The sequence below is a fragment of the Micromonospora sp. DH13 genome, from assembly GCF_020873825.1.
In the GTDB taxonomy this organism is placed as follows: Bacteria; Actinomycetota; Actinomycetes; order Mycobacteriales; family Micromonosporaceae; genus Micromonospora; species Micromonospora haikouensis.
Map to the genome: position 1 here is coordinate 120,543 of NZ_JAHWGR010000001.1, position 25,916 is coordinate 146,458.

At 74.3% G+C, this 25,916-nt stretch carries 21 protein-coding genes; 16 read left to right on the plus strand and 5 right to left on the minus strand.

Going from position 1 to position 25,916, the window contains the following annotated elements:
* Window positions 1-192 precede the first annotated feature (192 nt).
* Window positions 193-1,458: an SLC13 family permease gene (locus LPA42_RS00540; protein ID WP_228986214.1), complete on the minus strand. Its 1,266-nt coding sequence runs from the start codon at window positions 1,456-1,458 to the stop codon at window positions 193-195.
* A gap of 162 nt (window positions 1,459-1,620) precedes the next feature.
* Here LPA42_RS00540 and LPA42_RS00545 point away from each other — a divergent pair, with 162 nt between their 5' ends.
* On the plus strand, window positions 1,621-2,622 hold the full coding sequence (locus tag LPA42_RS00545) for a linear amide C-N hydrolase (RefSeq protein ID WP_077940109.1): 1,002 nt from the start codon (window positions 1,621-1,623) through the stop codon (window positions 2,620-2,622).
* Here LPA42_RS00545 and LPA42_RS00550 read toward each other — a convergent pair.
* Window positions 2,619-4,022: a hypothetical protein gene (locus LPA42_RS00550; RefSeq protein WP_077940110.1), complete on the minus strand. Its 1,404-nt coding sequence runs from the start codon at window positions 4,020-4,022 to the stop codon at window positions 2,619-2,621. The two genes, LPA42_RS00545 and LPA42_RS00550, sit on opposite strands and share 4 nt — an antisense overlap.
* Window positions 4,023-4,280: 258 nt before the next feature.
* Between LPA42_RS00550 and LPA42_RS33685 the strand changes: the two genes are divergently transcribed.
* From LPA42_RS33685 to LPA42_RS00575, 6 genes are all read left to right on the plus strand, one after another.
* Complete coding sequence (locus tag LPA42_RS33685; protein ID WP_077940111.1) at window positions 4,281-4,958, plus strand: glycoside hydrolase family 3 N-terminal domain-containing protein; 678 nt, start codon at window positions 4,281-4,283, stop codon at window positions 4,956-4,958.
* On the plus strand, window positions 4,958-5,881 hold the full coding sequence (locus tag LPA42_RS34305) for a glycoside hydrolase family 3 N-terminal domain-containing protein (RefSeq protein ID WP_255378750.1): 924 nt from the start codon (window positions 4,958-4,960) through the stop codon (window positions 5,879-5,881). The genes LPA42_RS33685 and LPA42_RS34305 overlap by 1 nt, the downstream gene beginning before the upstream one ends.
* On the plus strand, window positions 5,878-6,918 hold the full coding sequence (locus tag LPA42_RS34310) for an Ldh family oxidoreductase (protein WP_158229507.1): 1,041 nt from the start codon (window positions 5,878-5,880) through the stop codon (window positions 6,916-6,918). The genes LPA42_RS34305 and LPA42_RS34310 overlap by 4 nt, the downstream gene beginning before the upstream one ends.
* Before the next feature lie 2 nt (window positions 6,919-6,920).
* Complete coding sequence (locus LPA42_RS00565; RefSeq protein WP_077940113.1) at window positions 6,921-8,495, plus strand: hypothetical protein; 1,575 nt, start codon at window positions 6,921-6,923, stop codon at window positions 8,493-8,495.
* Entirely contained in the window at window positions 8,492-10,570 is a 2,079-nt protein-coding gene (locus tag LPA42_RS00570) for a hypothetical protein (protein ID WP_077940114.1), read from the plus strand. Before LPA42_RS00565 ends, LPA42_RS00570 begins: the two co-directional genes overlap by 4 nt.
* A gap of 205 nt (window positions 10,571-10,775) precedes the next feature.
* The gene (locus LPA42_RS00575; RefSeq protein ID WP_144082804.1) at window positions 10,776-11,612 is read left to right on the plus strand and encodes a sugar phosphate nucleotidyltransferase; all 837 of its coding nucleotides are present in this window, start codon (window positions 10,776-10,778) and stop codon (window positions 11,610-11,612) included.
* A gap of 171 nt (window positions 11,613-11,783) precedes the next feature.
* Here the strand turns inward: LPA42_RS00575 and LPA42_RS00580 are convergent, their stop codons facing one another.
* Window positions 11,784-12,815, minus strand: coding sequence for a hypothetical protein (locus tag LPA42_RS00580; RefSeq protein ID WP_077940116.1), 1,032 nt, complete (start codon window positions 12,813-12,815; stop codon window positions 11,784-11,786).
* A 273-nt stretch (window positions 12,816-13,088) separates the two neighbouring features.
* Between LPA42_RS00580 and LPA42_RS00585 the strand changes: the two genes are divergently transcribed.
* The 4 genes from LPA42_RS00585 (at window position 13,089) to LPA42_RS00600 (ending at window position 18,395) form a co-directional block, all read left to right on the plus strand.
* Window positions 13,089-14,318 (plus strand): sensor histidine kinase, encoded by a 1,230-nt coding sequence (locus tag LPA42_RS00585; protein ID WP_077940117.1) that lies wholly within the window; start codon window positions 13,089-13,091, stop codon window positions 14,316-14,318.
* Window positions 14,315-14,980 carry a response regulator transcription factor gene (locus LPA42_RS00590; RefSeq protein ID WP_077940118.1) on the plus strand — a complete coding sequence of 222 codons (666 nt, stop codon included), beginning with the start codon at window positions 14,315-14,317 and terminating at the stop codon, window positions 14,978-14,980. The genes LPA42_RS00585 and LPA42_RS00590 overlap by 4 nt, the downstream gene beginning before the upstream one ends.
* Before the next feature lie 149 nt (window positions 14,981-15,129).
* The gene (locus tag LPA42_RS00595) at window positions 15,130-15,918 is read left to right on the plus strand and encodes an ABC transporter ATP-binding protein (protein WP_077940121.1); all 789 of its coding nucleotides are present in this window, start codon (window positions 15,130-15,132) and stop codon (window positions 15,916-15,918) included.
* Window positions 15,915-18,395: an ABC transporter permease gene (locus LPA42_RS00600; RefSeq protein ID WP_096761738.1), complete on the plus strand. Its 2,481-nt coding sequence runs from the start codon at window positions 15,915-15,917 to the stop codon at window positions 18,393-18,395. Before LPA42_RS00595 ends, LPA42_RS00600 begins: the two co-directional genes overlap by 4 nt.
* A gap of 3 nt (window positions 18,396-18,398) precedes the next feature.
* Here the strand turns inward: LPA42_RS00600 and LPA42_RS00605 are convergent, their stop codons facing one another.
* Window positions 18,399-19,661, minus strand: a complete 1,263-nt coding sequence (locus LPA42_RS00605; RefSeq protein ID WP_043968941.1) for a nucleotide sugar dehydrogenase — start codon at window positions 19,659-19,661, stop codon at window positions 18,399-18,401.
* Window positions 19,662-19,799: 138 nt separating this feature from the next.
* Window positions 19,800-21,197: a serine/threonine-protein kinase gene (locus tag LPA42_RS00610; RefSeq protein ID WP_228986215.1), complete on the minus strand. Its 1,398-nt coding sequence runs from the start codon at window positions 21,195-21,197 to the stop codon at window positions 19,800-19,802.
* A 425-nt stretch (window positions 21,198-21,622) separates the two neighbouring features.
* Here LPA42_RS00610 and LPA42_RS33700 point away from each other — a divergent pair, with 425 nt between their 5' ends.
* The 5 genes from LPA42_RS33700 (at window position 21,623) to egtB (ending at window position 25,899) form a co-directional block, all read left to right on the plus strand.
* Entirely contained in the window at window positions 21,623-21,757 is a 135-nt protein-coding gene (locus LPA42_RS33700) for a hypothetical protein (protein WP_255378751.1), read from the plus strand.
* Entirely contained in the window at window positions 21,747-22,376 is a 630-nt protein-coding gene (locus tag LPA42_RS00615) for an RNA polymerase sigma factor (protein ID WP_043968943.1), read from the plus strand. Before LPA42_RS33700 ends, LPA42_RS00615 begins: the two co-directional genes overlap by 11 nt.
* A gap of 15 nt (window positions 22,377-22,391) precedes the next feature.
* Window positions 22,392-23,210 carry a hypothetical protein gene (locus LPA42_RS00620; RefSeq protein WP_228986216.1) on the plus strand — a complete coding sequence of 273 codons (819 nt, stop codon included), beginning with the start codon at window positions 22,392-22,394 and terminating at the stop codon, window positions 23,208-23,210.
* 125 nt (window positions 23,211-23,335) lie between these two features.
* Complete coding sequence (gene egtA / locus LPA42_RS00625) at window positions 23,336-24,571, plus strand: ergothioneine biosynthesis glutamate--cysteine ligase EgtA (protein ID WP_077940131.1); 1,236 nt, start codon at window positions 23,336-23,338, stop codon at window positions 24,569-24,571.
* Window positions 24,568-25,899: an ergothioneine biosynthesis protein EgtB gene (gene egtB / locus LPA42_RS00630; protein WP_077940132.1), complete on the plus strand. Its 1,332-nt coding sequence runs from the start codon at window positions 24,568-24,570 to the stop codon at window positions 25,897-25,899. Before egtA ends, egtB begins: the two co-directional genes overlap by 4 nt.
* Window positions 25,900-25,916: the final 17 nt, after the last annotated feature.

Sequence of the window (25,916 nt, forward strand, 5' to 3'; positions counted from 1 at the left end):
GGGTGCGGAAGGCCGTCGGCCCGGGGGAGGGCCTGTCCGATCCGAGCAAGCGGATGACGTCATCCGGCAGGGATCGGCGAATCCTTCTGCAAGTTCTTGCAAGTGGCGAGAAAGTTACCACCATCAACCTGTGGACACCAGATGTTCACAACCGCTGCGCGCCGAACCTCCGGCGTGGGTGGTGCCCCCGGGTCAGCCGGTGAGCAGCAGCGCGCCCACGCCGGCGGCCGTCGCGGCCACGGCGAGCAGGGCACCGGCGGCCAGGAACCGGCCCAGCGGCACGGCCACCCCGGCGGCCCGGCAGCGCTCGTACCACAGCAGGGTGGCCAGCGACGCCCACGGTGTGACCAGCGGGCCGGCGTTCGTGCCGATCAACAGGGCCAGCAGCCGGGTCGCGTCGCCGGGCGGGAGCACCGCCTCGCCCGCCACGTACGCGGGCAGGTTGTTCACGACGTTGGACAGCAGCGCGCCCGTCCCGCCGGCCCGCAGCGCGCCGAACGCCCCGCCGTCCGGGCCGAGCAGCACGCCGACGACGTCGTCCAGCCCGTACCGGCCGAGGGTCTGCACCACCAGGAACAGCCCGGTGACGAAGACCAGCAGCCGCCACGGCACCAGCGCCGGGCGCAGCGCGGCCCGGTTGCGCGCGGCGAAGCCGACCAGCACCAGCCCGGCGGCCGCCGCGGAGGCGATCCCCACCTCCACCCCGGCGAGGATCCCGGCCACGAGGAGCAGGCAGCCGGCGAGCGCGATCCGGTACAGCACCCGGTCGGCGGGGACGTGCGGCCCGGGCGCGACGAACCGGTCGACACCGCGCCGCCCCCGGCGCCAGTAGCCGACCCAGAGCAGCGCCATGGTGGCCGCGATCGTGGCGGCCTGCGGCAGCGCCATCCGCGCCGCGTACGGCAGCGGGTCGAGGTCGACCCGGTCGGCGGCCAGCAGGTTGGTCAGGTTCGACACCGGCAGCAGCAGGCTCGCCGTGTTGGCCAGCCACACCGTGGTCAGCGCCAGCGGCAGCGGCGGCATGCCCAGCCGCCGCGCCAGCGCCAGCATCACCGGCGTGAGCAGCACCGCCGTGGTGTCGAGGTTCAGCGCGATCGTGGTGGCGGAGGCGAAGCCGACGCAGAGCACGAACAGCGCCGGATAGCTGCCCCGGGCGGCGCGGGCCAGCCGCCCGGCCAGCACGTCGAACACGCCGGCCACCGCTGTCAGTTCGGCCAGCACCACCACCGTGCCGAGGAACAGCAGCAGCGGCAGGATGCGCCCCAGGGTGGCCACGGTCTCGGCGCGCGGCAGCAGGCCGGTCAGCGCGCAGGCCGCCCCGACCAGGGCCAGCGCCAGCGCGACCCGGTCGAGCGGGTGCAGCCGGCGCAGCCGCTCCAGCGGCCGGCGGGGGGTGCGGCCGGTCGGTGCGGTCGGCTCGCCCCCGGTGCGTGCGGTCGGCTCGCCGTCAGGGTCCACGGCGGCTGATCCTCGCACGCCGGCCGGGCGGCCCCGGCGGTCCGCCACGCCGCTGTGACCGGGCCCTCCCGCTGCCGTCGGGCGGACCGCCCCGCAGTCCGCCCCGCCGGCCGTCGGACCGTGGTGGACAACGGTCGATGGCTGACCTAGCGTTCAGCCATCATGCGTAGGACCTTCCTGGGTGCCGGCCTGGCCCTGCTGCTCGCCGCCACCGCCTGCTCCGCCCCCGAGACCGCCGCCGCCCCGCCGCCGCCGTCGGCCGGCACGCCCACCGCGTCCCGGCAGGACCCGGCGCAGGCCGACCGGACCCTGGCCAGCCTGCGCCGGGTCGACGACCTGCCGATGTGGGAGATGACCTACGTCGGCGACTACGACCCGACCGTCGGCACCGACGCCGCGCCGCCCAGCCCGTTCGGCTGCTCGCTCTTCGCCGCCTCCGGCGACCCGAACCGCCCGCTGTTCGCCCGCAACTTCGACTGGGACGCCAACCCGGCACTGGTGCTGCGCACCGACCCGCCGGACGGGTACGCCACGGTCTCGCTGGTGGACATGTCCTACCTCGACGTCGGTGCCGACCCCACCGGCGACCGCCGGCTGCTCAACGCGCCGCTGCTGCCGTTCGACGGGATGAACGAGCGGGGGCTGGCCGTCGGGCTGGCCGCCGACGACGGGGCCACCGCCCGCGCCGAGGCGGGCAAGCCCACGGTCGGTTCGGTACGCATCCTGCGGCTGGTGCTCGACCAGGCCGCCACGGTCGACGAGGCCGTCGCCGTCTTCGGCCGGCACAACCTCGACTTCGACGGCGGGCCCCCGCTGCACTACCTGCTCGCCGACGCCACCGGCGCGTCGGCCGTGGTCGAGTTCGTCGACGGCGCGATGCGGGTCGAGAAGGGGCAGGGCGGCTGGCAGGCGCTGACCAACGTGCCCGTCGTCGGCGTACCCGAAGAACGCCGGCGCACCGACCACCGCTACGGCGTGCTCGCCGCCGCCCTGACGAAGGCCGGCGGGGTCGTCGACGACCGGGCGGCGCTGGAACTGCTCAACGACGTGCGGCAGGGCCACACCCGCTGGTCGGTGACCTACGGGCTGCGCACCGGCGAGATCCACCTGCGCACGGCCACGGGCACCGAGCGGGAGTACCGCCTCCCGGTGACGCTGCCCTAGCGCGGCGCGGGGAGGTGTCGCAGGTCGTTGAGGAGGTCCCGCACGGCTGGGGAGCGGGGGCCGGCGGGGGTGAGTTCGTCGTGGAGGCGGCGTAGGAGTGCGACGCTGCGTGTGGAGCTGACGGCGGGCAGGCGGCGCAGGGCCAGTCGGGCGGTGTCGACGGCGAGGTCGAGGTCGCCGGTGGCGTGGTGGGCGAGGCTGAGCCAGGCTCCGTGGCGTAGGGCGGAGCGTTGTGGTGGGGCGTCGGGGCTGGTGTGGGCGCGGGCGTGCAGGAGCCGCTCGGCGTGGCGTAGGAGCCTGTGTCGTTGTTGGGGCAGTTGCTCGGCGAGGACGACCAGTCCGCGGCCGGTGATGGCGTCGAGTTCGATCCGGTCGATGTAGGAGGCCCAGCGGGGAAGTGGCGTGTCGGGTGGGGTGTCGAGGAGGGTGAGGGTGTCCTCGCGGGTGCGGTGGAAGCTGGTCAGGTCGCCGGCGACGGCGTGGGCGAGGCTGCTGCGGGCGGCGACCAGGGAGCGTACGGCCGGTGGGGCAGTCGCTGCGGATTCTTGGGCGGCGGCGGCGAGTTGCAGGGCGTCGAGGGCGTTGCCGCGGTCGGCGGCTTGGTTGGACATGAGGGCCAGGATGCTGGCGGCTAGGCCGGGGTCGGCGGCGGTGTGGGCGGTGCGGAGGGCGGTGAGGTACCAGCGTTGCGCGAGGCCGTCTTCGTGGGCGTCGAAGGCCATGAATCCGGCGGTTTGGGCGAGCTGGGCGAGGGCGGCGGCGAGTCGGCGGCCGGCGGCGGCGTTGTAGGAGGCGCGGCGTAGGAGCCGTGCCACGGCGGTGAACTGGTCGTGGACGAAGTCGCGGGCGGCGCCGCCCTGATGGTCGTCGAGTTGCTGCGCGTGGGCGACGAGGTTGTCGATCATGTCCAGCAGGGGTGGGCTGACGGGCCCGCCCTCGGTTGCGGTGGAGAAGAGGTCCGGGGCGGGTTGATGGAGCGCGGCCCATGCGGGGGCGGTCAGCGCGGCGCCGGTGACGGCGATGATGGTGCGACGGGTCGGCACGGGTCCTCCTACGAGGCTGAGCAGTCCGCTGCTGTCCCAGGGTAGATCCATCGCGTGGTTCGCCGGCAGCGCCGGACGCGGACGCGGGGCGGTCACGCCCCAGACGTCTTCGAACGCCAACTCTGTCTTGAGCTGGGTGGACAGGACCTCGACGACGAGTTCGGGGATGTCGCCGTGCGGTAGTGCGCCGTCAGAGATCCACTTGTAGGGCGTCTTGGGGTGGACTCTGCGGCTGCTGCCGCGTGCCATCAGGGCGACGTTGATCCGTCGGGCCAGGGCCTCCGGTCGCCATTGCGCAACGCTGAGCAGGCCGGCCAGCCGCTGGTTGCCGCGGGGAGCTGCGGGGTCGCCTTGCACGGTAAGAGCCCCCTTCCGGCTGGCGAGGGTGCAGCCGCTGACTGACAGTAGCGGCCCGTACTGGTGACGGAGAAGCAAGCGCACCAACCGCACCAGGTTCTGAGCGGGCCGCACCGATGGCACCTCGCTGGGGCCTGCCCCCGCCGTCCGATGCCGGCGAAGGTCGATGTGTGGGCGCGGCCAGACTCCGATGGCTATGCCCGCTGCCTTGCAGGTGATGCCCGCTCGACGGGTTCACGGCCGTAGGGGAGAGCTGTCATGCCAGGTCCGCTTCTCGGTAAGCCGGTCGAGGTCGATCCCGTCCTCGCCGCTGACATCGATCTGCTGGTGCGTCCTGGCCGGATGTTGCTTCATCCCGGTGGCGGGCGCGGCCCATCACGACACGAGCCACTCCCGGGGGAACCGGGCCGCATCAGCAAAGCCATCGTCGGCAGTCCGATGGTGCTGGATGAGGTCACCCGCTGGGCGAGCGAGAACGCTGCTGGCCCGCTTCCGCTGCTGCTGAGCATCAATCAGGAGGGCGGCCGGTTGAACGCGCTGGACTGGCCGGGAGTCGCCCAGCTGCCCGGAAATCTGGCGCTCGGGGCAGCGGGGAACGAGGACTTGGCCGAGATGGCCGGCGCGGCGATCGGCGGGCAACTGCGGGCGGTGGGGCTGACCTGGAACCTGGCACCGGTGTGCGACACCACGGCCTGGCCGGCGCCTGCCGCGGTGGGTACCCGTTCCTTCGGCTCGGATCCCGAGCGGGTTGCGCTGCTGGCGGCGGCGTTCGTGCGCGGCTTGCAGGCCGCGGGTGTCGCGGCGACTGCCAAGCACTTCCCTGGGCTGGGTGGGATCCGCGTGGACCCGCACCACGCCGCGCCGGTGCTCGACCGGCTTGCCCCGGTGCGTTGCTTCCATTCCAGGCCGCGACCGACGCGCAGGTCGCGTGCGTGATGGTCGGCAGTCAGACCGTGCTCGCGCTCGACGACCGGCCGGCGTTGGCATCGCCGCGTGTGCTCGACCTGCTGCGCGACGAGTTGGGCTTCGGCGGCGTGGTGGTCAGCGAGAACCTGTCTATCCCTGCGGTACACGAGCCGCTGGGCGGCGTGGCCCGGGCGGCGATCGCCGCCGTAGCGGCCGGCGTGGACGTCGTGATGCTGGACTCGGAGGTCTCTCGGGGACGAAGCCCGGCGGCGCGGCGGGCGACGGCATGGCAGCGCCGCGCGGAGGTGGTGCGGGCGCTGACGGCCGCGGTCGAGCGCGGCGTGATCGATCGTCAACGCATCGGCGAGGCCGTCGCCCGCGTACGGGCGCTGCACCAGCGCTACGGTCTGACGCCCGGCGCGCACCGACCGCAGTGGCCGCGGGCGAACGCCTCAGCCCGGCAGGTGGCGAGCCGGATCGCGGACCGGTCGGTGGCGGTCGTGCGCGGCGGCCATCTTCTTCCGCTGAACATGCCGCCCGGCACGGTCCTGACCCTGATGCGAGTTCCCGACGTGGGGCAGCGACGCGCCGACAGCGCCAGACATACGCCGGACTATCTGCCCACCCAGCTCGCCGCGCATCACCGTGTGTCGCAGGTGCCGGCCGGCGCTCCTGTGCCGACAGCGGGTCCGGTCATCGTCTACGGCTACGACACCCGCACCACCACGGCGGACTCCAGCCGGGCCGCCGAGGAGGCCACGCGACTCGCCGTGAACGGACGGACCGTGGTTCAGGTCGCGTTCGGCGACGTCGACGACCTGGCCGGCTCGTCCGCGCCGGTGCTGATCGCCGCCTTCAGCCCGCACCGGGCCAGCATCGCGGCGGTGGACCGGATCCTGCTCGCCGACGGGCGCGCCCGAGGCGCCGTACCGGTGGGCGGGGCGCCGTGGTGACCCCAGTTTCCGCCCGGCAGCTCGCCAGCTACCTGCAATGCCTGTACGTGGCGGCGGGAATGACCCGCGTCGGGGCGAGGGTGATGGCCGAGGCCCAGGTTGAGGCTGACCTGCGCGGCATCTGCGGCCACGGCAGCCGTTTGGCCCCCACCTACCTCGACAAGCTGCGCACCGGCCGCCTAAACCCGCGTCCGCTCATCCGGGCCGTCCGCGACGAGGACGCGATCCGGGTCGTGGACGCCGATCTGGCTCCGGGGCCGTTGGCTGCCCAGATGGCGGCCGCCGCGGCGATGCTGCGTGCCCGCCGCTGGGGGATCGCCGCCGTGACCGTTCGTCGGGCCGGTCATGTCGGCGCGCTCGGCATTCCCGCCGCGAAGGTCGCCCAACGTGGGCTGGTGGGTGTGGTCGCTGCTCAGGCATCGGCGCGCAGCGTCGCCCTGCACGGTGGCACCGGCACGCCGGTATTGGGCAGTAGCGCGCTGGCGGTCGCCGTGCCTGGGCCGGACCAGCAGCGCCCCGTACTGGTGGACCTGGCCGCCGCCGCGATGTCCTGGGGCCGCCTGCACCAGTTCGCCCGCACCGGCCAGGCCATTCCCGACAGGACGGCTCTCGATGCGGACGGCCGAGCAACCCACGATCCGACTCACGCCACCGTTCTGTTGCCTGCGGGCGAGCGCGGCCAAGCCCTCGCGATCGTCCTGGAACTGCTGGTCGGCGCGCTGACCGGCAGCACACCCATGCCAACAGGAGATGACGGGCGGGGTCTGCTGGTCATGGCCATCGACCCGCGTCGCCTGGGCGCTGCCGATTCACTAGCCACCGGGGTAACCGCGCTCGCCGATGCGGTGCGTCAGCAGGGTGTCCGAATGCCCGGTGACCGTGCCTGGTCCCACCGCGACCGGACCCTTCCCGACGGCGTCCGCCTCAACGCCTGCGAACTCTCCGCCCTCATCGACGCCGGCCGCCGCCTTAACGTCCCCGCACCCTACGGATGGGCACGACCGGCACCATCTAGCCCCAGACCACCGAAGGAGTAAATGTGAGCCTCCCGACCAGCCAACCGATCCTCAGCAGCCCGCCGGCCCTCTACCGCGGCGCGGCGCGAGCTGCGGTCGCCCGCGACCTGCAGGCCGTCCTCGACCTCACCGACCCCTACCGGGTCGTGGACGCGGCACGCCAGCTCGCCGACGGACCCCTGGAACGTGCCTTGACCGAAGTCCACGCGAATCGGCTGCTGCACGAACCCACCGGCCGCCGTATTCCGCTGCAGGAACTCCCCGCCCGCACCATCGCCGCGCTGACCCGCACCCATCACCTCGACGCCGCTCAGGGCGACGCCCTGGGATTCGCGCTGCGCTGCACCTTCGCCTGGCCGGGCGTCGTCGGCACCCCGGACGCCCCGCACGCGCTCAAGGCGCAACTGCCAGCCGGATTCACGCCGATCGCCACCGTCGAGCAGATTGCCGCGAGCCAGGCCACCGCCGGCCCCGACGGGCTGAACACCAGTTACATGATCTCGCAGATGAAGGGCGGCATGTCCGCCGACTTCGGCATCGGCTGTCCTCTGATGTGCGCCTACTGCTACCGGCGCGAAGGCGACACCGTTGACGGCTACCTCGGCGCCTGGGAACCCACCGGCTTCCTTGAACCCGAGGACGTCGTCGCGCGGCTGCTGTCGCACCCCTGGTTCACCCCGCACCACACACCCATCGGCCTGCACATGTCCACCTCCGAGGCGTTCCTGCCGAAGCTGTGGCCCCGGACCTGGCGTGCGCTGCAACTACTGGACAGCCTCGGCCTGACCAACCGCGTCTCGTGCATCACCAAATACACCCTGTCCGACGAGCAGATCGACTGCCTGGAATCCCTCGTCCACGTCGACCTCGACGTCAACGTCTGCTACGCCGCCATGCCCGAGTCGATCGAACCGCCCCACCGAGAGCGCCGACTACGCTTCCTGCGCCGCATCCTGCAATCGGAAAAGATCAACGTACTGGCGTACTACCGGCCGATCGCCGAAGGGCTCAACACCACCGACGCCCACCTGCGGCACGTCTGGCAGACCTTCCGAGACGCCGGCGCCCGGACCGTCGTCCTCGGCGGGCTGAAGTTCGCCGACGACCACATCCAATCCTTCATGTCCTACGGCCTGCCCCTGCCCACGGGCTCGTTCACGCCGGGCAAGAAGCTGCTCACCGCCGGCACCGAGTCGCGAATCATGGCCGCGTTCGACGAGGTGTACGCCGACGTCCCCACCCACCAGCGGCCCGCGGTCCTGAAACGCTCCTCGTGCGGGCGCACCGTGGAGCGCGGCAGCCACCTCCCCGACTACAACGGCCACTACGACCAGCCCACCACCAACTGCCGCCTGCGTTGCCCCACCGCCCAGCACCAGATGTGCGCGGCAGCGCAGCCACCGGACGAGGAAGCCGTGCGGCACCTGCTGGAACGTATCGGCAAGCACGACGCACGCGTGGACATCACTGCTGCCACGACCGTCGTGCACGCAGCCCTGAGCCCGTTCGAACGCACGTTCCTGCGCCAGAACCTGCTCTTCCCCGTGCACACCGCCCAGCAGACCGCCGAACTCGTCGCCGCAAGGATCACCCGATGACCGCCGCCGCCCGCGTCTTCCTCCCCCTGACCGACTCGCCGCTGCTGAACAACGACCACGACGCCGACGCCGAACTCGCGATACGACTGGCCGCAACCGCCGACCCGGACCCGGCCACCATACGGGCGCTACTGTCGATCACCGCGGCGCCAACTGCCGGCCGGATCACCCGGACGCTCGACGACCGCACGGACCTACCACTGGCCGCGCTCGCGCTGCTGGTCGCCCACCGCCCCGAGGCCAAGCGGGCGACCAGGGCCCTGCGAGACAGGCTCTTCTTCCCCGACGATGCTACAGCCGGGATGTGTCACACCTTCGCCCGCACCATCGCAGCGCTCGCCCACCGTCCCGAAACCATCGACGACGCCTACCTGGCCAGCGAACGATTCCGACAGTCAGCCAGGACAGCGAATCCCGCGGTACTCGGTGAACTGCTGGCCCTGCTGCTACACGCCGACATCCTGGCCGGCCCCGCAGAGACCGCGCTGCACGCCCTGCTCACCGCCCGCGCCGACCATGCCCCGGTCGACCTGGCCGGCGACGCCGCCCTCCAACGCGCCCACCGCCGTCGGGTACGCGCCGAGCTGCACACCCGGCGAGAGCAGACGATTCACGACCTCGCCCACCACACCCGCGGGCTGACCCTGGCCGCCGAGCGGTGGTTCGACGCGCTCACCGCCGCCGCCGACACCCCAGCCCAGGCCGGCCAAGCCCTCGTCCTGGCCGAGACCGCCGCCGCTCATCTCTCCTCAGACGACGACCCGGACTGCGCATCGCCCTCCGTCCGCCGCCACTGGCAGCAGGTCACTGCCACCGCCCACGCCGCCCGCGCTCACCCTCCCGCCTGGGAGCAAGCGTGGCGGGCCGCCGAGGCCACCAACGACGGCGCACGCTGGGACGACACCCAGCGCTCCCTGGTGGCCGGCTATGACCTGCTCCGCGAGCACGTCCGCACCGCCTGGGCAAACGCCGACGCCCCGCCCACCCCCGACCAGTGCTGGGCCGCCGACCCGGCCGGGCGCGCCCTGCTGCACCTGGTCGCCGACCACCTCACCGGCCACCAGACACACAGCCCTCTCCCGCACTACAGCGACCGGCTCCTCATCGCCTTCGTGCACGGCCTCGCCAAGAACCGCCGCGACCACCTCCCGGCAGACCTTCACCTGCACGGCCTGATCGCCGCCATCAAGGCGGCCCGTTCCAAAGCCGCCGTCCTGGCCCGGCACGACCGCATCGACCTCGGCATCGTCGTACCGATGCGCGACGAAACCCACCGCCTCAACCCAGAGGACGGCGACGACGCGCTCACCGTCAAGATCGCCCAACTGACCTGGCTGCTGCAGGCGTGCCCCGACGCCCGCGCCGATCTCCTCCTGGTCGACGAAAGCACCGACCACGCCGCCCGCGCCACCACGGTCGAGCACCCGCAGATCCGCGTGACCATCACGGCCCGACCCGACGACGCCAGCGCCAAGGGCGGCGCAGTGCTGTGGGGACTTGCCCAACTCCTCGGCACCGGCTCCAGCGTCCTCGCCTACACCGACCTCGACCTCACCTATCCCCTGGAACAACTCGGTCTGCACGTCGCCGCCCTCGACGAACCAGGCGTCGGCGCCGTCATCGGCTCCCGCCGCCGCCCCGACTCCCACGGCTACTATCCGTCCACCGGCCCTACTCCCACTGCCCTGCTCTACCAGCGAGCCGTGCGCGATCTCCTCCAGCTCGACGTCGGCGATCCCCAGGCCGGCTTCAAAGCCTTCCCGGCCGCCGCTCTGCGCACCGCACTCCCCCTCGTCACCGACCACAGCCTCGCCTTCGACACCGACCTCCTCACCGCCATCGCGCGCAGCGGACACACACTGGCCGAAGTCGGCGTCGCCGCCCTCCACCACTACGTCGAGGACCACCGCGGCACCCCGCGCGACTACGACGCCATGCTCGCCGCGGTCCATCGGCAGGCCCTGCGCCACGGCCTCGACTCCGGCACACGCCGGACACCGACCTGGGATCGCATCCGACACGCCGCAGCCGCCGCCGAGCCCGCTGTCAAGCCCACCTCACCCACCTCGCGTTGACGCAGGCAGCGGATCGCCGGCACTGAAAAGCCGGGGATCCGCTGCCGTCGTACGCTTTCACCAACTGCTCCGGATCCGGCCGGGACGATGCGTAAACTGCACGGGTCCGCCCGGCTCACTCGAAGCGCTGCACGAGCGACTGGTCGCCTTCGAAGGCGTCGCCGCCACACCTTGACAGCCGGGCAACCAACCGAAAGGTGTACGCGTGAGGGCCGTCATCGCTGTCGCCGGAATGGGCAGCAGGTTCTTCCCCATCGGCAAGACGATCAACAAGTGCATGCTGCCGATCCTCAACCAGCCGGTTGTGGCCTACGCCGTCGCCGACTGCGTCGCCGCCGGAGCACGCGACATCGCCATCGTCACCGCCCCGGGTGAGCCCGGCCGCCAAGTACGCCATTACTTCAGCGAAGACCGCGACCTCAAGGACTACTTCACCGCACGCGGCTGGCAGGACAAGTACGCCGCAGTCGCCGACCTGCACACCCAGGCCACCTTCACGTTCCTCGAACAGCCCCGCGACGACCGGTACGGCACCGCACTGCCCGCCATCGTCGCTGCGGAATTCATCGCTGGCGACGACTTCCTCCTGGTCGCCGGCGACGACCTACTGCTGCGCAGCGACGGCGGATCGGACCTGGCCGACCTCAGCGCCGCCCGGACGGCCGCCGCAGTGCCGGCCGCGCTCGCCGCCGCCACGGTGCCCGGCACCGAGGCCCACCGCTACGGCATCCTGCATCCACGCCCGGTCGCCGGCCACCAACTGCTCGACGAACTGCTCGAAAAGCCGAACAACTACGACGAGCCGACCGCCTACATCAACATCAGCCGCACCCTGCTACCAGCCCACGCGCTGGCCTACTTCCAGAAGCTGACGCCAGCGTCCAACGGCGAATACCAGGCCACCGACGCCGTGATCGCCTTTGCGCGCGACCACGACGTGCTGATCCACCCCGTCACAGGCGAGTACCACGACTGCGGTAACCCCGCTGGCTGGCTCGCAGCCAACAACGCTGCGGCCCAGAGCAGTGCCCTTGCAGGCTGAGTCACCCGGTCAGACTTGTTGAAGGAACCTGGAGTTCGGGTTTCCCGCCGTTGGTACGGCTGACCGCCGCCACGATCGCTCGTGGCGGCGGTCAGCCGCGTCGTACCGGTGTGGCCGGCGGGCCGGAGGGGATCCCGGCCCCCCGGCCCTCCGGTCCGCCGACCCGCCCGGTCAGCCCTTGCGGGGCTCGAAGGTGTAGTCCACCCCGCCGACGTCGAAGCTCTCCCCGAGCTTGCGCGCCGGGCCGACCTGGACGACCTGGAGGGTGTACGCCTTCTGCAGCGTCTCGCTGGTGGCGAAGCTCAGCTTCACGACGGGCCGCTCCTCGGGCTTGATCAGCAGGCCCTTGATCTGCGCCTTGTACGGGTCGACGATCTGGATGGCGCTGCGGCCGACGACCTGGATGCCCTCACCCTGACCGCCGGCGGCCCGCCAGCGCTCGAACAGCTCCGGCCCGAGGTCGGCGACGACCTTGACGCCGGGGGCCGGCTCGCCGAGCGGCCGGAACGCGAGGTCGAACGGGGCCGGCTCGGCCAGGGCGTTCGCCAGCGCGTACGGGCGGTCGGTGACCACGCCGCCGCCCGCCGGGACGGTGTTGGCGTTCTTCCAGGCGATGTTGTTGTTGTACTGCGTGTTGATGGAGGTCGCGGTGCCCTCGAACAGCATCGGGTCGGTCGCCGACTCCCAGCGCAGCAGCAGGCAGAAGTGCCCGATGGAGGGCACGTTCGGCCAGGCGATCGACGTCGTGGTGACCCCGGGGGCGACGGGCAGCGTCTTGGAGCCGATCGGCGTCCAGTGCATCGGCCAGTTCGCGGCGCCACCGGAGGTGGTGTAGTACGCCTTCAGCGTCCCGTTGCCGATTCCGGAACCGTACGGGCCATTGTTCCGCAGGTTCACGAAAATGTAGCTCGTCGATCCGACGATCGGGTTCGTGTGCGACGCGCACTCGACCGCGGTGGGGCAGATCTTGATGTCCGGGCTGTTGAAGAACGACGAGTAGATGGCCCCGTGCGGCTCGAACCCGGTGTCCGACGCGATGTCCCGCATGTAGACGTCGGTGCGGGCGTTCGCGGTGAAGTCGCCCTTGTCGATCGCGGCCGTGGCGGTGCCGCTCACGGAGAACGCGAGCGCGGCGGTCAGCAGGGCGCCGAACAGCAGTCGGGCCGTACGCCGCGGGCGTGGACGTGCCAGCGCGATTCTCATGTGCTGATTCCCCTTCGATGGTGGTGGTGATGGGTCGAGTGGCGGAGAATTGCTCCGGCGACCCGGCGCGACAACTGTATTGCAGTGGCCACCGTAAATGGAATGGTCGAGATTGACGATTGCTCAAAGGGCGTCCGCATTTGCCGGGGAGGTGGCAATTCCCGGATACGGCGGAACGTGAATCTGAGAAGTGCGCCCCGCGAGGTATCAACGGCGGCGCAGGCGACTCCTGTACACCCTGGCCCTCCGTCGGACCCGCGCCCCGTACGCTCGGTGACCGTGAGGCGGATCCTGTTCGGCCGGCCGTTGCGCAGCGTGGCCTTCGACGTGGCGGTCTCCGGCTTCGTCGTGCTGGTGGGCCTCGCCGGGGGCGTCAACCAGCCCGGCGGGTGGCGGGCCACGGGCGTCGCGGCGGCGATGGCCGCCGCCCTGCTGTTCCGGCGCGCCCACCCCTCGGCGGTGGGGGCGGCGGTCGCCGTGCTCGCCGGGGTCCAGGTGGTCGCCGGGTGGGGCCCGCTGGCCTTCGACGTGGCCGTGCTGATCGCCCTGTACAGCGTGGTGAAGTACGCCGAGAGGCTGGCCGCCGGCATCGTCGCCGGCGTCGTCGCCGCCGTCGGCGTGGTGCTCGCCGCGCTCCAGATCGAGGCGGCCGTCGCCTGGTGGGCCTCGGCGATCTGGTTCGCGCTGATGACCGGCGCGGTCTGGCTGATGGGGCTGAACGTGCGTACCCGCAGGCTCTACGTGCTGAGCCTGGAGGAGCGCGCCGCGACCCTGGAGCGGGAGCGGGAGGCCGAGGCCCGCGCGGCGGTGGCCGAGGAACGCACCCGCATCGCCCGCGAGCTGCACGACGTGGTGGCCCACAGCATGGCCGTGATGATCGTGCAGGCGGACGGGGCCCGCTACCTGTTCGACCGGGACCCGCAGACCGCCCGGGAGGCGGTGCGCGTGGTCGCCGACACCGGCCGGCAGGCGCTGGAGGAGATGCGCCGCCTGGTCGGGGTGCTGCGGGAGACGAGCAGCCCCGGGCCGGCGGACGGGCCGGACGGCGCGGCGGCCCCGGCGCTGGCGGCGGAGCCGACGCACCGCCGGCCGGCCCTGGTGGAGCTGCCCGAACTGCTGGACCGGTTCCGGGCCGCCGGGCTGCGGGTCGACGCGACGGTCACCGGCGAGCCGCCGGCCCTGCCGCCCGGCCTGGAGCTGACCGTCTACCGGGTGGTGCAGGAGGCGCTCACCAACGCCCTCAAGCACGCCGGGGTCGGCGCGACCGTCACGCTGGGCCTGACCCACACCCCCGACGCCGTCGTGGTCCGGGTCGTCGACGACGGGCGGGGCCGCCCCGTGGTCCGCCCCGCGCCGTCCGGCGGTCACGGCCTGGTCGGCATGCGCGAGCGGGTGACCGTGTACGACGGCAGCCTCACCGTCGGCCCCACGCTGGCCGGGGGGTGGCAGGTCGAGGCGCGGCTGCCGCTACGGTCGAGCACCGGGACGGAGGTGGCGGCATGACGGTCCGCGTGGTGATCGTGGACGACCAGGCGCTGGTGCGCGCGGGGTTCCGGATGGTGCTGGGCTCCCAGCCCGACCTGACCGTGGTCGGCGAGGCCATCGACGGGGCGGACGCGCTGCGGGTGCTCGACCGCGTCGAGGCCGACGTGGTGGTCATGGACATCCGGATGCCGACGATGGACGGGGTGGAGGCCACCCGGCGGATCTGCGCCGACCGGCCGGGTGACCTGCCCCGGGTGCTGGTGCTCACCACCTTCGACACCGAGGCCGACGCGTTCGCCGCCCTCCAGGCCGGGGCGAGCGGATTCCTGCTGAAGAACGTGCCGCCGGAGGAACTGCTGGCCGCGATCCGGGTGGTCGCCCAGGGCGACTCCGTGGTGGCCCCGTCGATCACCCGCCGGTTGCTCGACCGGTTCGCCGGTCAGCTCGGCCCCGGCCCCGCCGCCGATCCCCGGCTCGCCCAGCTCACCGAGCGGGAACGCGAGATCCTGCTGCTGGTGGCCCAGGGCCTGTCCAACGCGGAGATCGCCGCCCGGGTGCACGTCGCCGAGGCGACCGTGAAGACCCACGTGGGGCGGATCCTGGCCAAGCTGGGGCTGCGCGACCGGGTGCAGGCGGTGGTGCTGGCGTACGAGAGCGGTCTGGTCACCCCCGGCGGCTGACGGCGGGTACGCCTCAGGTCGTACGGGGCCGCGCCGTGGGGACGCCTCCGGGCGCAGGCGGGGCGAGCGTGCGGGCGGACGCGGCGGGCCGGTGCCGCCCATAGCGTCGACAGGTGTCCGCAACCACCACCTCCACGGGGAGCACCGACGTGTCCGTACCACCTCCCGCGTTCGCCACCGCCGGCGTCGCGGTCACCGCCCGTGGCCTGCGCAAGGAGTACGGCGCCGGCCAGGCGCGGGTCGTCGCCCTCGACGGCGTCGACGTCGACTTCGCCGCCGGCCGGTTCACCGCCATCATGGGCCCGTCCGGGTCCGGCAAGTCCACGCTCATGCACTGCCTCGCCGGCCTCGACCGACCCACCGCCGGCACCGTACGCATCGGCGACGCCGACACCGGCGGGCTCGACGACCGGCGGCTCACCCTGCTGCGCCGCGACCGGATCGGCTTCGTCTTCCAGAAGTTCAACCTGCTGCCCGCGCTGACCGCCGAGGAGAACGTCGTGCTGCCGCTGGCCATCGCCGGCCGCCGCCCCGACCCGGCCTGGCTGCGCCAGGTCGTCGCCGCCGTCGGGCTGGCCGACCGGCTGCGGCACCGGCCCGCCGAGCTCTCCGGCGGCCAGCAGCAGCGCGTCGCCGTCGCCCGCGCCCTGATCACCAAACCGTGGGTGATCTTCGCCGACGAGCCCACCGGCAACCTCGACTCCCGCTCCGGCGCGGAGGTGTTGCGGCTGCTGCGCGAGGCCGTCGACACCCTCGGCCAGACCGTCGTGATGGTGACCCACGACCCGACCGCCGCGAGCCACGCCGACCGGGTGGTCTTCCTCGCCGACGGCCGGCTGGTCCGCGAGTTGGTCGCGCCCACCGCGGAGGCCGTCCTCGACGCCCTCGCCCACCTCGACCAGGCCCCGGCCGGCGCGGCGACGGGGGGCCGGTGGTGACCGGGCTGACCCTGCGCACCATGCGCGCCGACGCGCTGCGGCTGTTGCTGTCGGCGCTGGCCGTGGTGCTCGGCGTCGCGTTCGTCGCCGGCACCCTGATCCTCACCGACGGGATGAAGCGCCGCGCCTACGAGAGCGCCGGCGTCTTCGACCGGCACACCGACGTCGCCGTGTACGCCGGGCGGGACCCGATCCCGCCCGCCCTCGTGGAGCGGGTGCGCGCGGTCGACGGGGTGCGGGCCGCCGCCGGGGAGCTGACCGGCTCCGCCGGGGTCGTCGGCTCCGACGGCCGGCCCGTCCTCGGCTACGCCGTCGCGGCGGCGATCCCCACCGAGGCGGCCCTGCAGTCGTACGACGTGGTGGCCGGGCGGCTGCCGCAGCGCCCCGGCGAGGTGGTCCTCGACGCGCCGACCGCAGCCGAGGAGGGGTTCACCCTCGGCGGACCGGTGCGCGTGGGCGGCAGCGGGGGCGCGGCCCGCGCGTACACCCTGGTCGGCACGGTCGACGTGGCCGGCACCGCCCGGGACGTCGGCGGGCCGTTCATCGGCCTGGCCGGGCCCGACGCCCTGGCCGTGACGCGACAGGAGGGCTACGGGCGGATCATGGTGGCCGCCGCGCCGGGCGTGTCGGCGGCGGAGCTGGCCGGGCGGGTGGCGGCCGTGGCCGGCGGCGGCGTGACGGTGAAGGACCGCCAGGCGGTCCTCGACGCCGCCGTCGACGACGCGGTCCGCGACCTGAGGCAGTTCAACCTGCTCCTGCTCACCTTCGCGGCGGTGGCCGTGGTGGTGGCCGGGTTCGTCATCGCCAACACCTTCGCCATCGTGCTCGCCCAGCGCACCCGGCGCACCGCGCTGCTGCGGCTGGTCGGGGCGACCCGGGGGCAGGTGCTGCGGGCGACGCTGCTGGAGGCGGCGGCGACCGGACTGGCCGCCTCGGCGCTCGGGGTGGCGGTCGGCGCGGGCGTGGCAGTCGGCCTGGACGCCCTGCTGTCCGCGTTCGACGTGCCGATGGCCGGCGGCGGGATCACCGTCACGGCGCCGACCGTGCTGGTCTGCCTGCTGCTGGGCACCGTCCTCACCGTGGCCTCGGCCGCCGTGCCGGCCTGGCGGGGCACCCGCGTCGCGCCGGTGGCCGCGCTCACCGACGCGGCGGTGCAGCCCACCCGCCGGGCCGGCCGCGTCCGGCTGGCCGCGGGCGCGCTGGTCCTCGCCGCCGGGGTGGCGGCGCTGGGGTCGGCCGGGGCCGTCGGCCAGCTGCCGCTGGTCGCGGCCGGCGGGATGCTGGCGTTCTTCGGCATCGTGCTGTTCGGGCCGGTGCTGGTGCCGGCGCTGGTGCGCCTGCTGGGCGTCCCCGCGCGCCGGCTGTTCGGGGCGACCGCCGGCCTGGCCGTGGCGAACGCCGTGCGCAACCCGCGCCGGATCGCCGCGACCGCCACCGCCCTGGTCATCGGCATCGGCCTGGTGTCGGCGTTCGTGGTGGGCGCGGGCAGCGCCAAGGCCAGCATCGAGCGGGCCGTGGACCGGCAGATCGGGGTGGACTTCGTGGTGGTCGGCGTCGGCGGGAGCCTGCCCGGGCCGCTGGTCGACGAGTTGGCCGCCCGCCCCGAGCTGGGCGTCGTGCACGAGCTGCGCGGCCGGGTCAGCGACGGGGTCGAGCTGCGGACCGCCCACCCGGCGCTGGTCGGGCGCACCCTGACGGCCGTGGACGCCGGTGACGCGGGCCGGCTCGGCCCGGGCCGGGTGCTGGTGCACCGGGAGCTGGCCCGGGCGCGGGGCTGGTCGGTCGGCGACACCGTCACCCTGGCCGGACAGCCGTTCACCGTGGCGGCCGTCGTCGCCGCCGACGGGTCGGCGCTGGCCGGCGGCCCCGTGCCGGCCGGGCACGTGGTCGACGTGGTCGACGCCGACTTCTCCCGCCTCTTCCCGGCCGAGCGCGGCCACCTCGCCGAAATCGACCCGGCCGCCGGGGTGAGCGCCGAGCGGGCCCGGGCGGCCGTCGAGTCGGTGGTGGCCCGCTACCCGACGGCGAACCTGGTGGACCAGGCGACGTACAAGGAGTCGCTCACCGGCACCATCGACATGGTGCTGGCGTTCGTCGTCGCCCTGCTCGGCCTCGCCGTGGTCATCGCCCTGGTCGGCGTCGCCAACACGCTCAGCCTGTCGGTGGTGGAGCGCACCCGGGAGAACGCGGTGCTGCGCGCCGTCGGGCTGACCCGGGGCCGGATGCGGGCGATGCTCGCCGTGGAGGCGGCGCTGATGGCGCTGGTCGGCGCGGTCCTCGGGGTCGGCCTCGGCATCGGCGTCGGCGCGGGCGCGATGGCGGTGGTCACCCGGCTCAGCGGCGAGTTCACGCTGGTGCTGCCGTGGGGACGGCTCGGGCTGATCATCGCGGTGGCGGTGCTGGCCGCGCTGGCCGCGTCGGTGCTGCCGGCCCGCCGCGCCCTCGCCCGCCCGATCGTCGCCAGCCTCGGCGACTGAGCGTCAGAGGCGTTCGACCGTCGGGCCGTGGCAGCGGTTGCGGGTGTCGAAGACGTACCGGGCGTGCCGCACCACCAGGTCGTAGTCGAGGCAGTCGTGGTCGGTCACCACCACCACGGCGTCGGCCTCGCGGAGCTCGCGCTCGGTCAGGCCGACCACGACCACGCCGCCGGGCAGGTGGTGCGGCTCGGCGTACGGCTCGACCGCCCGGACCTCGGCGCCGAGGTCCTGCAGGCGGCGGGCCACGTCCACGGCGGGGGAGTCCCGCATGTCGCCGGTGTTCGGCTTGTACGCCAACCCGAGCAGCAGCAGGCGGGCCCCGCTGACCGCCCGCCCGGCCCGGTTGAGCCCGTTCATGATCCGTCGGACGACGTGCTCGGGCATCTCGTGGTTGACGTCGTTGGCCAGCTCGATGAACCGGAACTGCCGTCCCAGCCGGCGCTTGACCTGCCAGGACAGGTAGCACGGGTCGATCGGCAGGCAGTGCCCGCCGACGCCCGGGCCGGGGCGGAACGGCATGAACCCGAACGGCTTGGTCTCGGCGGCCTCGATCGCCTGCCACACGTCGATGTCGAGGTGGTGGCTGAGCATCGTCAGCTCGTTGATCAGCGCGATGTTGACCTGGCGGAAGGTGTTCTCGATCAGCTTGGTCAGTTCCGCGACCCGGGTGGAGTCCACCGGCACGGTCCGCTCGACCAGCCGCCGGTAGAACGCGTCGACCCGCTCCCGGGAGGCCGCGTCGACGCCGGAGACCACCTTCGGGGTGTTCTCCAGCTTCCACACCGGGTTGCCGGGGTCGATCCGTTCCGGGCTGTAGCCGAGGTGGAAGTCGCCGGGGGCGGTCAGCCCGCTGGCCGACTCCAGCAGCGGCCGGAGCAGCTCCTCGGTGGTGCCGGGGTACGTGGTCGACTCGAGGATCACCGCGCAGCCCGGCCGCAGGTACGGCCCGATGCCGCCGCCGGCCTGCTCGACGTAGCTCAGGTCGGGCACGCCGTCGCGCAGCGGGGTGGGCACGGTGATCACGCAGATGTCGAAGCCCTCGGCGTCGGCGTACTCGGTGCTCGGGCGGTACCGTCCGCTGCCCAGCGCCCGGCCGAGCCGGTCGGCGGGGATGTCCTCGACGAAGGACTCGCCCGAGGCGAGGCGCTTGACCCGGTCGGCGTTGACGTCGAGGCCGACGACGTCCATGCCCGCCTCGACGGCGCGCATGGCCAGCGGCAGGCCCACGTATCCCTGGCCGATGACGACCAACTTCTCAGCGCTCACCCATGGCTCCCGCGGCAGACGACGGAACGTACCTCATCGTCAGCGTAAGTGAGGTTCTGGGTTTTAAGTCCGATTTGGTGAAGGTGGGGTCGGTGGGGCGGCCACCTCGGCCGGGCCCTCGGACCCGGCCGTGCCCGGTCAGTCCCCCTGGGCCGGCGGTTCGGCCGGGGTGCTGGCCGTGGTGGGCGGCGGGTCGGCGGGGGTGCTGGCCGTGGTGGGCGGCGGGTCGGCAGGGGGGCTGGCCGTGGTGGGCGGCGGGTCGGCGGGCTTGGTGGGCGGCGCGCCCGTCGGTTCCGGCGCGGCCGAGTCGCTCGGCTGCGGGGTCGGCGTCGGGGTGACCGACGCCGAGGGACGACCCCCGCCGGGCCGGAACGTGCGGTCCGGGTCGACCACGGCCTCCTCGCTGGCGGCCGAGTCGTCGGAGCCCGGCGTCGGGTCGGCCGCCGGGGCGGTCGGCCCGTACTTCGTGGCGGGGGCGTCCGCGTTCGTCGCGGCGCCGAGCGCCGCGGCCAGCGCGATCCCCGCGACCGCCACCGCCGCGAGCGCGCCGACCAGGGTGCCGCGCCGGCCCGTGCGGCCGACGAAGGTGCGCGCCGGCGCGGCCGTCGGCCGCACCGGCGGCAGGTCGTCGCGGGTGCTGTCCAACCCGTTCCGGGCGCCGACCGGCGTGCGCGGCGACACCGGCACGGTGCTGGTGGGTGCGGAACTGTCGGCGATGGTGGCCCGCGCGGCCTCCGCCATCGCCGCGCCGCTGGCGTACCGCGCCGCCGGGTCCTTGGCCAGGGCGCGGGACACCAGGTCCCGCACCGGCCCGGGGATGTCGGTCGGCAGCTCCGGCGGCTCGTCGTCCAGATGCCGCACGGCGACCTGCAGGGGGTTGTCGCCGGTGAACGGCGGCCCGCCGGTCAGGCAGCAGTAGGCCACCGCGCCGAGGGCGTAGATGTCGGTGGCCCCGGAGACCGGTCGGCCCGCCGCCTGCTCGGGTGCCATGTAGAGCGCGGTGCCCGGCACCGCGTTGGTGCTGGTGATGCTCGTGACGTTGGTCGACCGGGCGACCCCGAAGTCGACCAGGACGACGGTGCCGTCCTCCTGCACCAGCAGGTTGCTCGGCTTGACGTCGCGGTGGACGATGCCGCCGGCGTGCGCCGCGTGCAGCGCCTGGGCGGCCTGCGCGACGATCGACATGGTCTCGGCCACGCCGAGGTGCCCCGCCGCCTCGATCCGCTTGGACAGCGGCTCGCCCTCGACGAACTCCATCACCAGGTAGTCGGCCCGCCCGCCGGTGGGCAGGTCGTCCTCGCCGCAGTCGTAGACCTGCACGATGCCCGGGTGCCGCAGGGCGGCCATGATGCGGGCCTCGGCGCGGAACCGGGCGATGAAGTCCGGGTCGGAGACCAGCGCCGGCAGCAGGACCTTGACCGCGACCCGCCGGCCGAGGATCTGGTCCGTGGCCCGCCAGACGTCACCCATGCCGCCGGTGGCGACACGGTCGTCCAGGCGGTACCGACCGCTGAGTACGACTCCCGAAGACAACACAGCAATACCGTACCCAGAGCGCGCCCGGCTCACTTCTCGCGCTCCGGCCGGACCGACCGGAGCGACGGGGCGGCCGGGGCGGCCGGGCGGCCGTCGGGCCGGCTCGCCCGTGATCGACTCGCGACCACCTGTCACAGGTTGCCCGAGCCGGTGCCGTGGCCTGGCCGAACGGGGGAGGGCCCGAATGTCGCGCCCGGCCTGCGCAGACAGTGGCGTCCGCGGCCCGCGCCGTGTCACATCGACTCGCCGTGTTCACCGTTTGATAATTCTCACTCTTTCTCCGGGAGGCATTGACTTGTCCGCCCGGCACCCCGCTCCTAGCGTTAGCGCGGCTCCGGCCAGCCGGGCGCCCCGGGTGGGCACCCTGCCGACGGCCGCGCCGGGTGGTGGTCGTACGCGCCGTCCGGGCGCGTACGGTGTCGGGCGTGATCAGGGTCAGCGGGGGGCTGGTGGTGCGGGAGGAGGTCCGGCTGCCGGGCCAGGTCGGTGCCGTGCGCGTCGCTGCCGACGTGCCGCCCACCGACGCCGGGCAGGGGGAACGGCGTACCCATGACGAGTGAACTGAACGAGGCGGTCGTCGCGGCGCAGGCCGGCGACGAGGACGCCTTCCGGTTCCTCTACCGCACTCTCCAGCCCGGCCTGCTGCGCTACCTGACCGCGCTGGTCGGCGCCGACGCCGAGGACGTGGCCTCGGAGACCTGGCTGCAGATCTCCCGGGACCTGCCCACCTTCACGGGCGGGGAGTTCCGGGCCTGGACCGTCACCATCGCCCGGAACCGGGCCATGGACCACCTGCGCCGGCAGCGCCGCCGGCCCTCGCTGCCCGTGCCGGTGCAGGCGCTCGCCGACCTGGCCGGTGACGCCGACACGGCCGAGCGGGCCGGCGAGACCCTCGGCACCGAGGCCGCGCTGGCGCTGATCGCCACCCTCCCGCCCCGGGAGGCCGAGGCGGTGCTGCTGCGCGCGGTGATCGGCCTGGACGCCGAGAGCGCCGGACGGGTGCTCGGCCGGCGGGCCGGCGCGGTGCGCACGGCGGCTCACCGGGGCCTGCGCCGCCTCGCCACGCTCCTGCAGCGCCAGGACCCGACCTCGGAGGCCGCTCCGTCCGCGACGCCGCCCCGCCCCCGCCCCGGCCGGCCGACGCCCGGCGCGCCGTACGTCGAGCAGGCGGACGGCTGACGTGAGGGGAAACCGATGAGCTGCCGGCAGCCCGACCGGCCGGACCTGCCCGCCGACCGGGCGGCGTCCGACCGGCTCCTCGACTCCGCGCGCCACGGCCGCGCGGGCGACGACGGCCGTCCCGCCGACCCCCTGGCCGACCTGCTCGCCGCGGCGGCGGCGCCGGCCCGCCCCGGTGAACTCGCCGGCGAGGAGGCGGCGCTCGCCGCGTTCCGGGCCGCCCGCGCCGCGCCGGCGACGCCCCCGGCGCGCGCGCCCCGGCGGCGCCGCCGCAGGATCGGGGCGGTCGCCTGGATCGGGGCGGTCGCCGCCACCGCGACCGCCGGTGTCGCCGTCGCGGCGGTCGGCCTGGACCGCGCCGACGAGCCCGCGCCCGCGCCCGCCCCGAGCACCGCGTCGGCCGACCCCAGCGCCTCGGGCCCCACCACCGCCGGCCCCACCGCCCCGGGCCCGGCCGGCGCCCCGTCCGCCCCCGGCGGCGGGACCGCGACGCCGGGCAGCGCCGGGCCGAGCACGTCCGCCGGGGCCGCGTCGCCACAGACGCCCGGCGTCACCCCCGGCCCGGGCCGCTCCGGGGCCGCCGCGAACCTGCCCGGATTGTGCCGGGCGTACCTGGCCAAGCCGGCCGCGCAGCGGGCGAAGGCGCTGACCACCCCGGCGTACGCGCCCCTGGTCGCCGCCGCCGGCGACGCCGCCGAGGTGGACGCGTTCTGCCGCCGCCTGGTCCCCGACGCCGACCCCGCGGCCACGCCCGCCGCCCGCCCCACGCACACCGGCCGGCCGGCGTCGAAGGCCACCCCCACCGCGGGCACGGACACCACCGCCGAGGACTGATCCCGAAACATCTGTTACGGCAAGGCGAGCGGAATTCGTCTGCTAGACAGAAGATGGTCGCAGCGCGGACGCCGGGGCCGGTAAGGGTCACGTTGTTCCGCCCCGACCGAGGGAGGGATCGTCTCGTGGTGACGTCACCGGAGCTGGACCGGACCACCCCGCTGCGGGGGGTGGACGACGCGGTCCGGCACATCGCCCGGATCTGCTTCAAGACCGGCCCACCGACCCGCACGGGTGTCGAACTGGAATGGACCGTGCACGACGCCGCCGACCCGGCCCGCCCGGTGGACCGGGAGCGGCTCCGGGCGGCCCTCGGGCCGCACAGCCCCACCACCATCCACGACTCCAGCCCCGCCGCACCGCTCCGGCACGGCAGCACCGTGACCGTCGAGCCCGGTGGCCAGCTCGAGATCTCGACCGCGCCGCGCTCCTCGGTCGCCGCGCTGGTCGACGCCACGAACGCCGACATCGCCCAGGTCACCGACCTGCTCCGCGCCGCCGGCCTGACGCTCGGGCGCACCGGCATCGACCCGTGGCGGCCGCCCCGGCCGGTCGTCGACACCCCGCGCTACCACGCCATGCGCTGCGTCTTCGACCGCCGTGGCCCCGCCGGCCGGACCATGATGTACAGCACCGCCGGGCTCCAGGTCTGCCTGGACGCCGGCGAACCGGACCAGGTCGCCGCCCGCTGGGCGGCGGCCCACGCGGTCGGCCCGCCGCTGCTCGCGGCGTTCGCCACCGCCGACCGGCACGCCGGGCGGCGCACCGGGTGGGCGTCCGCCCGGATGGCCGCGTGGCTGGCCATCGACCCGGCCCGCACCCGCCCCGTCTGGTCGCCGCAGCAGCCCGACGCCGACCCGGTCGCGGCGTGGACGGCGTACGCGTTGGCGGCCCCGCTGCTGTGCCTGCGCGACGACGAGGCCGACTGGACGCCGCCGCCCGGGGTGACCTTCGGCGACTGGATCACCGGCGTGCTGCCCCGGCCGCCCACCACCGACGACCTGGACTACCACCTGAGCACGCTGTTCCCGGTGGTACGCCCCCGCGGCTACCTGGAGATCCGCTACCTGGACGCCCAGCCGGGGCCGGACTGGCGGCTGCCGCTGGCGGTGCTCGCCGCCCTGCTCGCCGACCCGGACACGGTGCGCCAGGCGGTGGCCACGGCCACGCCGGTCGCCGACCGGTGGCACGAGGCGGCCCGCCACGGCCTCGGCGACCCGCCGCTGGCGCGGGCCGCCGCCGACCTGCTCGACCTGGCGCTGGCCGCCCTGCCCCGGCTGGACCTGCCGGCCGACCTGCACGACGAGACGACCCGAGGATTACGGCGGCGGCTGGCCGCCACGGAGAGGGGATCGCGGTGACGACCATCCACGAGCTCGGCGCGGAACAGCTACGCACCCGCATCGCCGCCGAGCTGGAGCGCACCCGCGCGAGGACCGCCGGGCTCACCGAGGCGGTCGACGACGCCGACCTGATGCGTCAGCACTCGCCGATCATGTCGCCGCTGGTCTGGGACCTCGCCCACGTCGGCAACCAGGAGGAGCTCTGGCTGGTCCGGGACGTCGGCGGGCGCGAGCCCGTCCGCCGGGACATCGACGACCTGTACGACGCGTTCAAGCAGCCCCGCCGCGACCGCCCGGCGCTGCCGCTGCTGCCGCCCGCCGAGGCCCGCGCCTACCTGGCCACCGTGCGGGACAAGGTGCACGACCTGCTCGACCGGGTGCCGTTCACCGACCGGCCGCTCGTCGCCGACGGGTTCGCCTTCGGCATGATCGTCCAGCACGAGCAGCAGCACGACGAGACCATGCTCGCCACCCACCAGCTGCGCGTCGGCCCGCCGGCGCTGTACGCCCCGGACCCGCCGCAGCCGCGCGCCCGGGTGGCTGACGAGGTCCTGGTCCCGGCCGGGGAGTTCACCATGGGCACCTCCACCGACCCGTGGGCGTTGGACAACGAGCGCCCCGCGCACCCGGTGGACCTGCCCGCGTACGTCATCGACGCCGCCCCGGTCACCAACGGCCGCTACCGCGAGTTCATCGCCGACGGCGGGTACGACGACCCGCGCTGGTGGAGCGAGGCCGGCTGGGCGCACCGCACCGAGGCTGGGCTGACCGCCCCGATGCACTGGCGGCGCGACGGCGACGGCTGGGCGTACCAGCGGTTCGGCCGGTGGTCGCCCGTGCGCGACGACGAGCCGGTGGTGCACGTGTGCTGGTACGAGGCGCAGGCGTACGCGGCGTGGGCCGGCAAGCGGCTGCCCACCGAGGCGGAGTGGGAGAAGGCAGCCCGCTGGGACCCGGCCACCGGCCGGTCCCGCCGCTACCCGTGGGGCGACGGGGAGCCGACCGCCGAGCAGGCGAACCTCGGGCAGCGGCACCTGTGGCCCGCGCCGGTGGGCGCCTATCCGGCCGGGGCGTCGCCGCTGGGCGTGCACCAGCTGATCGGCGACGTGTGGGAGTGGACGTCCAGCCCGTTCCGCGGCTATCCGGGGTTCGCCGCGTTCCCGTACCGCGAGTACTCGGAGGTGTTCTTCGGCGACGACCACCGGGTGCTGCGCGGTGGCTCCTTCGGCACCGACCGGGCCGCCTGCCGGGGGACGTTCCGCAACTGGGACTACCCGATCCGGCGGCAGATCTTCAGCGGCTTCCGCTGCGCCCGCGACGCCCGCCCGGACGAGTCGGGCCGGTGAGGGCCGGCCACGTCGCC

Coding starts and splice junctions, on each gene's coding strand:
- LPA42_RS00580 (WP_077940116.1), bottom strand. CDS start 12,815: ATGAGAATCGCGCTGGCACGTCCACGCCCGCGGCGTACGGCCCGACTG.
- LPA42_RS34305 (WP_255378750.1), top strand. CDS start 4,958: ATGGTCGGCAGTCAGACCGTGCTCGCGCTCGACGACCGGCCGGCGTTG.
- LPA42_RS00570 (WP_077940114.1), top strand. CDS start 8,492: ATGACCGCCGCCGCCCGCGTCTTCCTCCCCCTGACCGACTCGCCGCTG.
- LPA42_RS00620 (WP_228986216.1), top strand. CDS start 22,392: ATGAGCTGCCGGCAGCCCGACCGGCCGGACCTGCCCGCCGACCGGGCG.
- LPA42_RS33685 (WP_077940111.1), top strand. CDS start 4,281: ATGCCAGGTCCGCTTCTCGGTAAGCCGGTCGAGGTCGATCCCGTCCTC.
- LPA42_RS00545 (WP_077940109.1), top strand. CDS start 1,621: ATGCGTAGGACCTTCCTGGGTGCCGGCCTGGCCCTGCTGCTCGCCGCC.
- LPA42_RS00615 (WP_043968943.1), top strand. CDS start 21,747: ATGACGAGTGAACTGAACGAGGCGGTCGTCGCGGCGCAGGCCGGCGAC.
- LPA42_RS00590 (WP_077940118.1), top strand. CDS start 14,315: ATGACGGTCCGCGTGGTGATCGTGGACGACCAGGCGCTGGTGCGCGCG.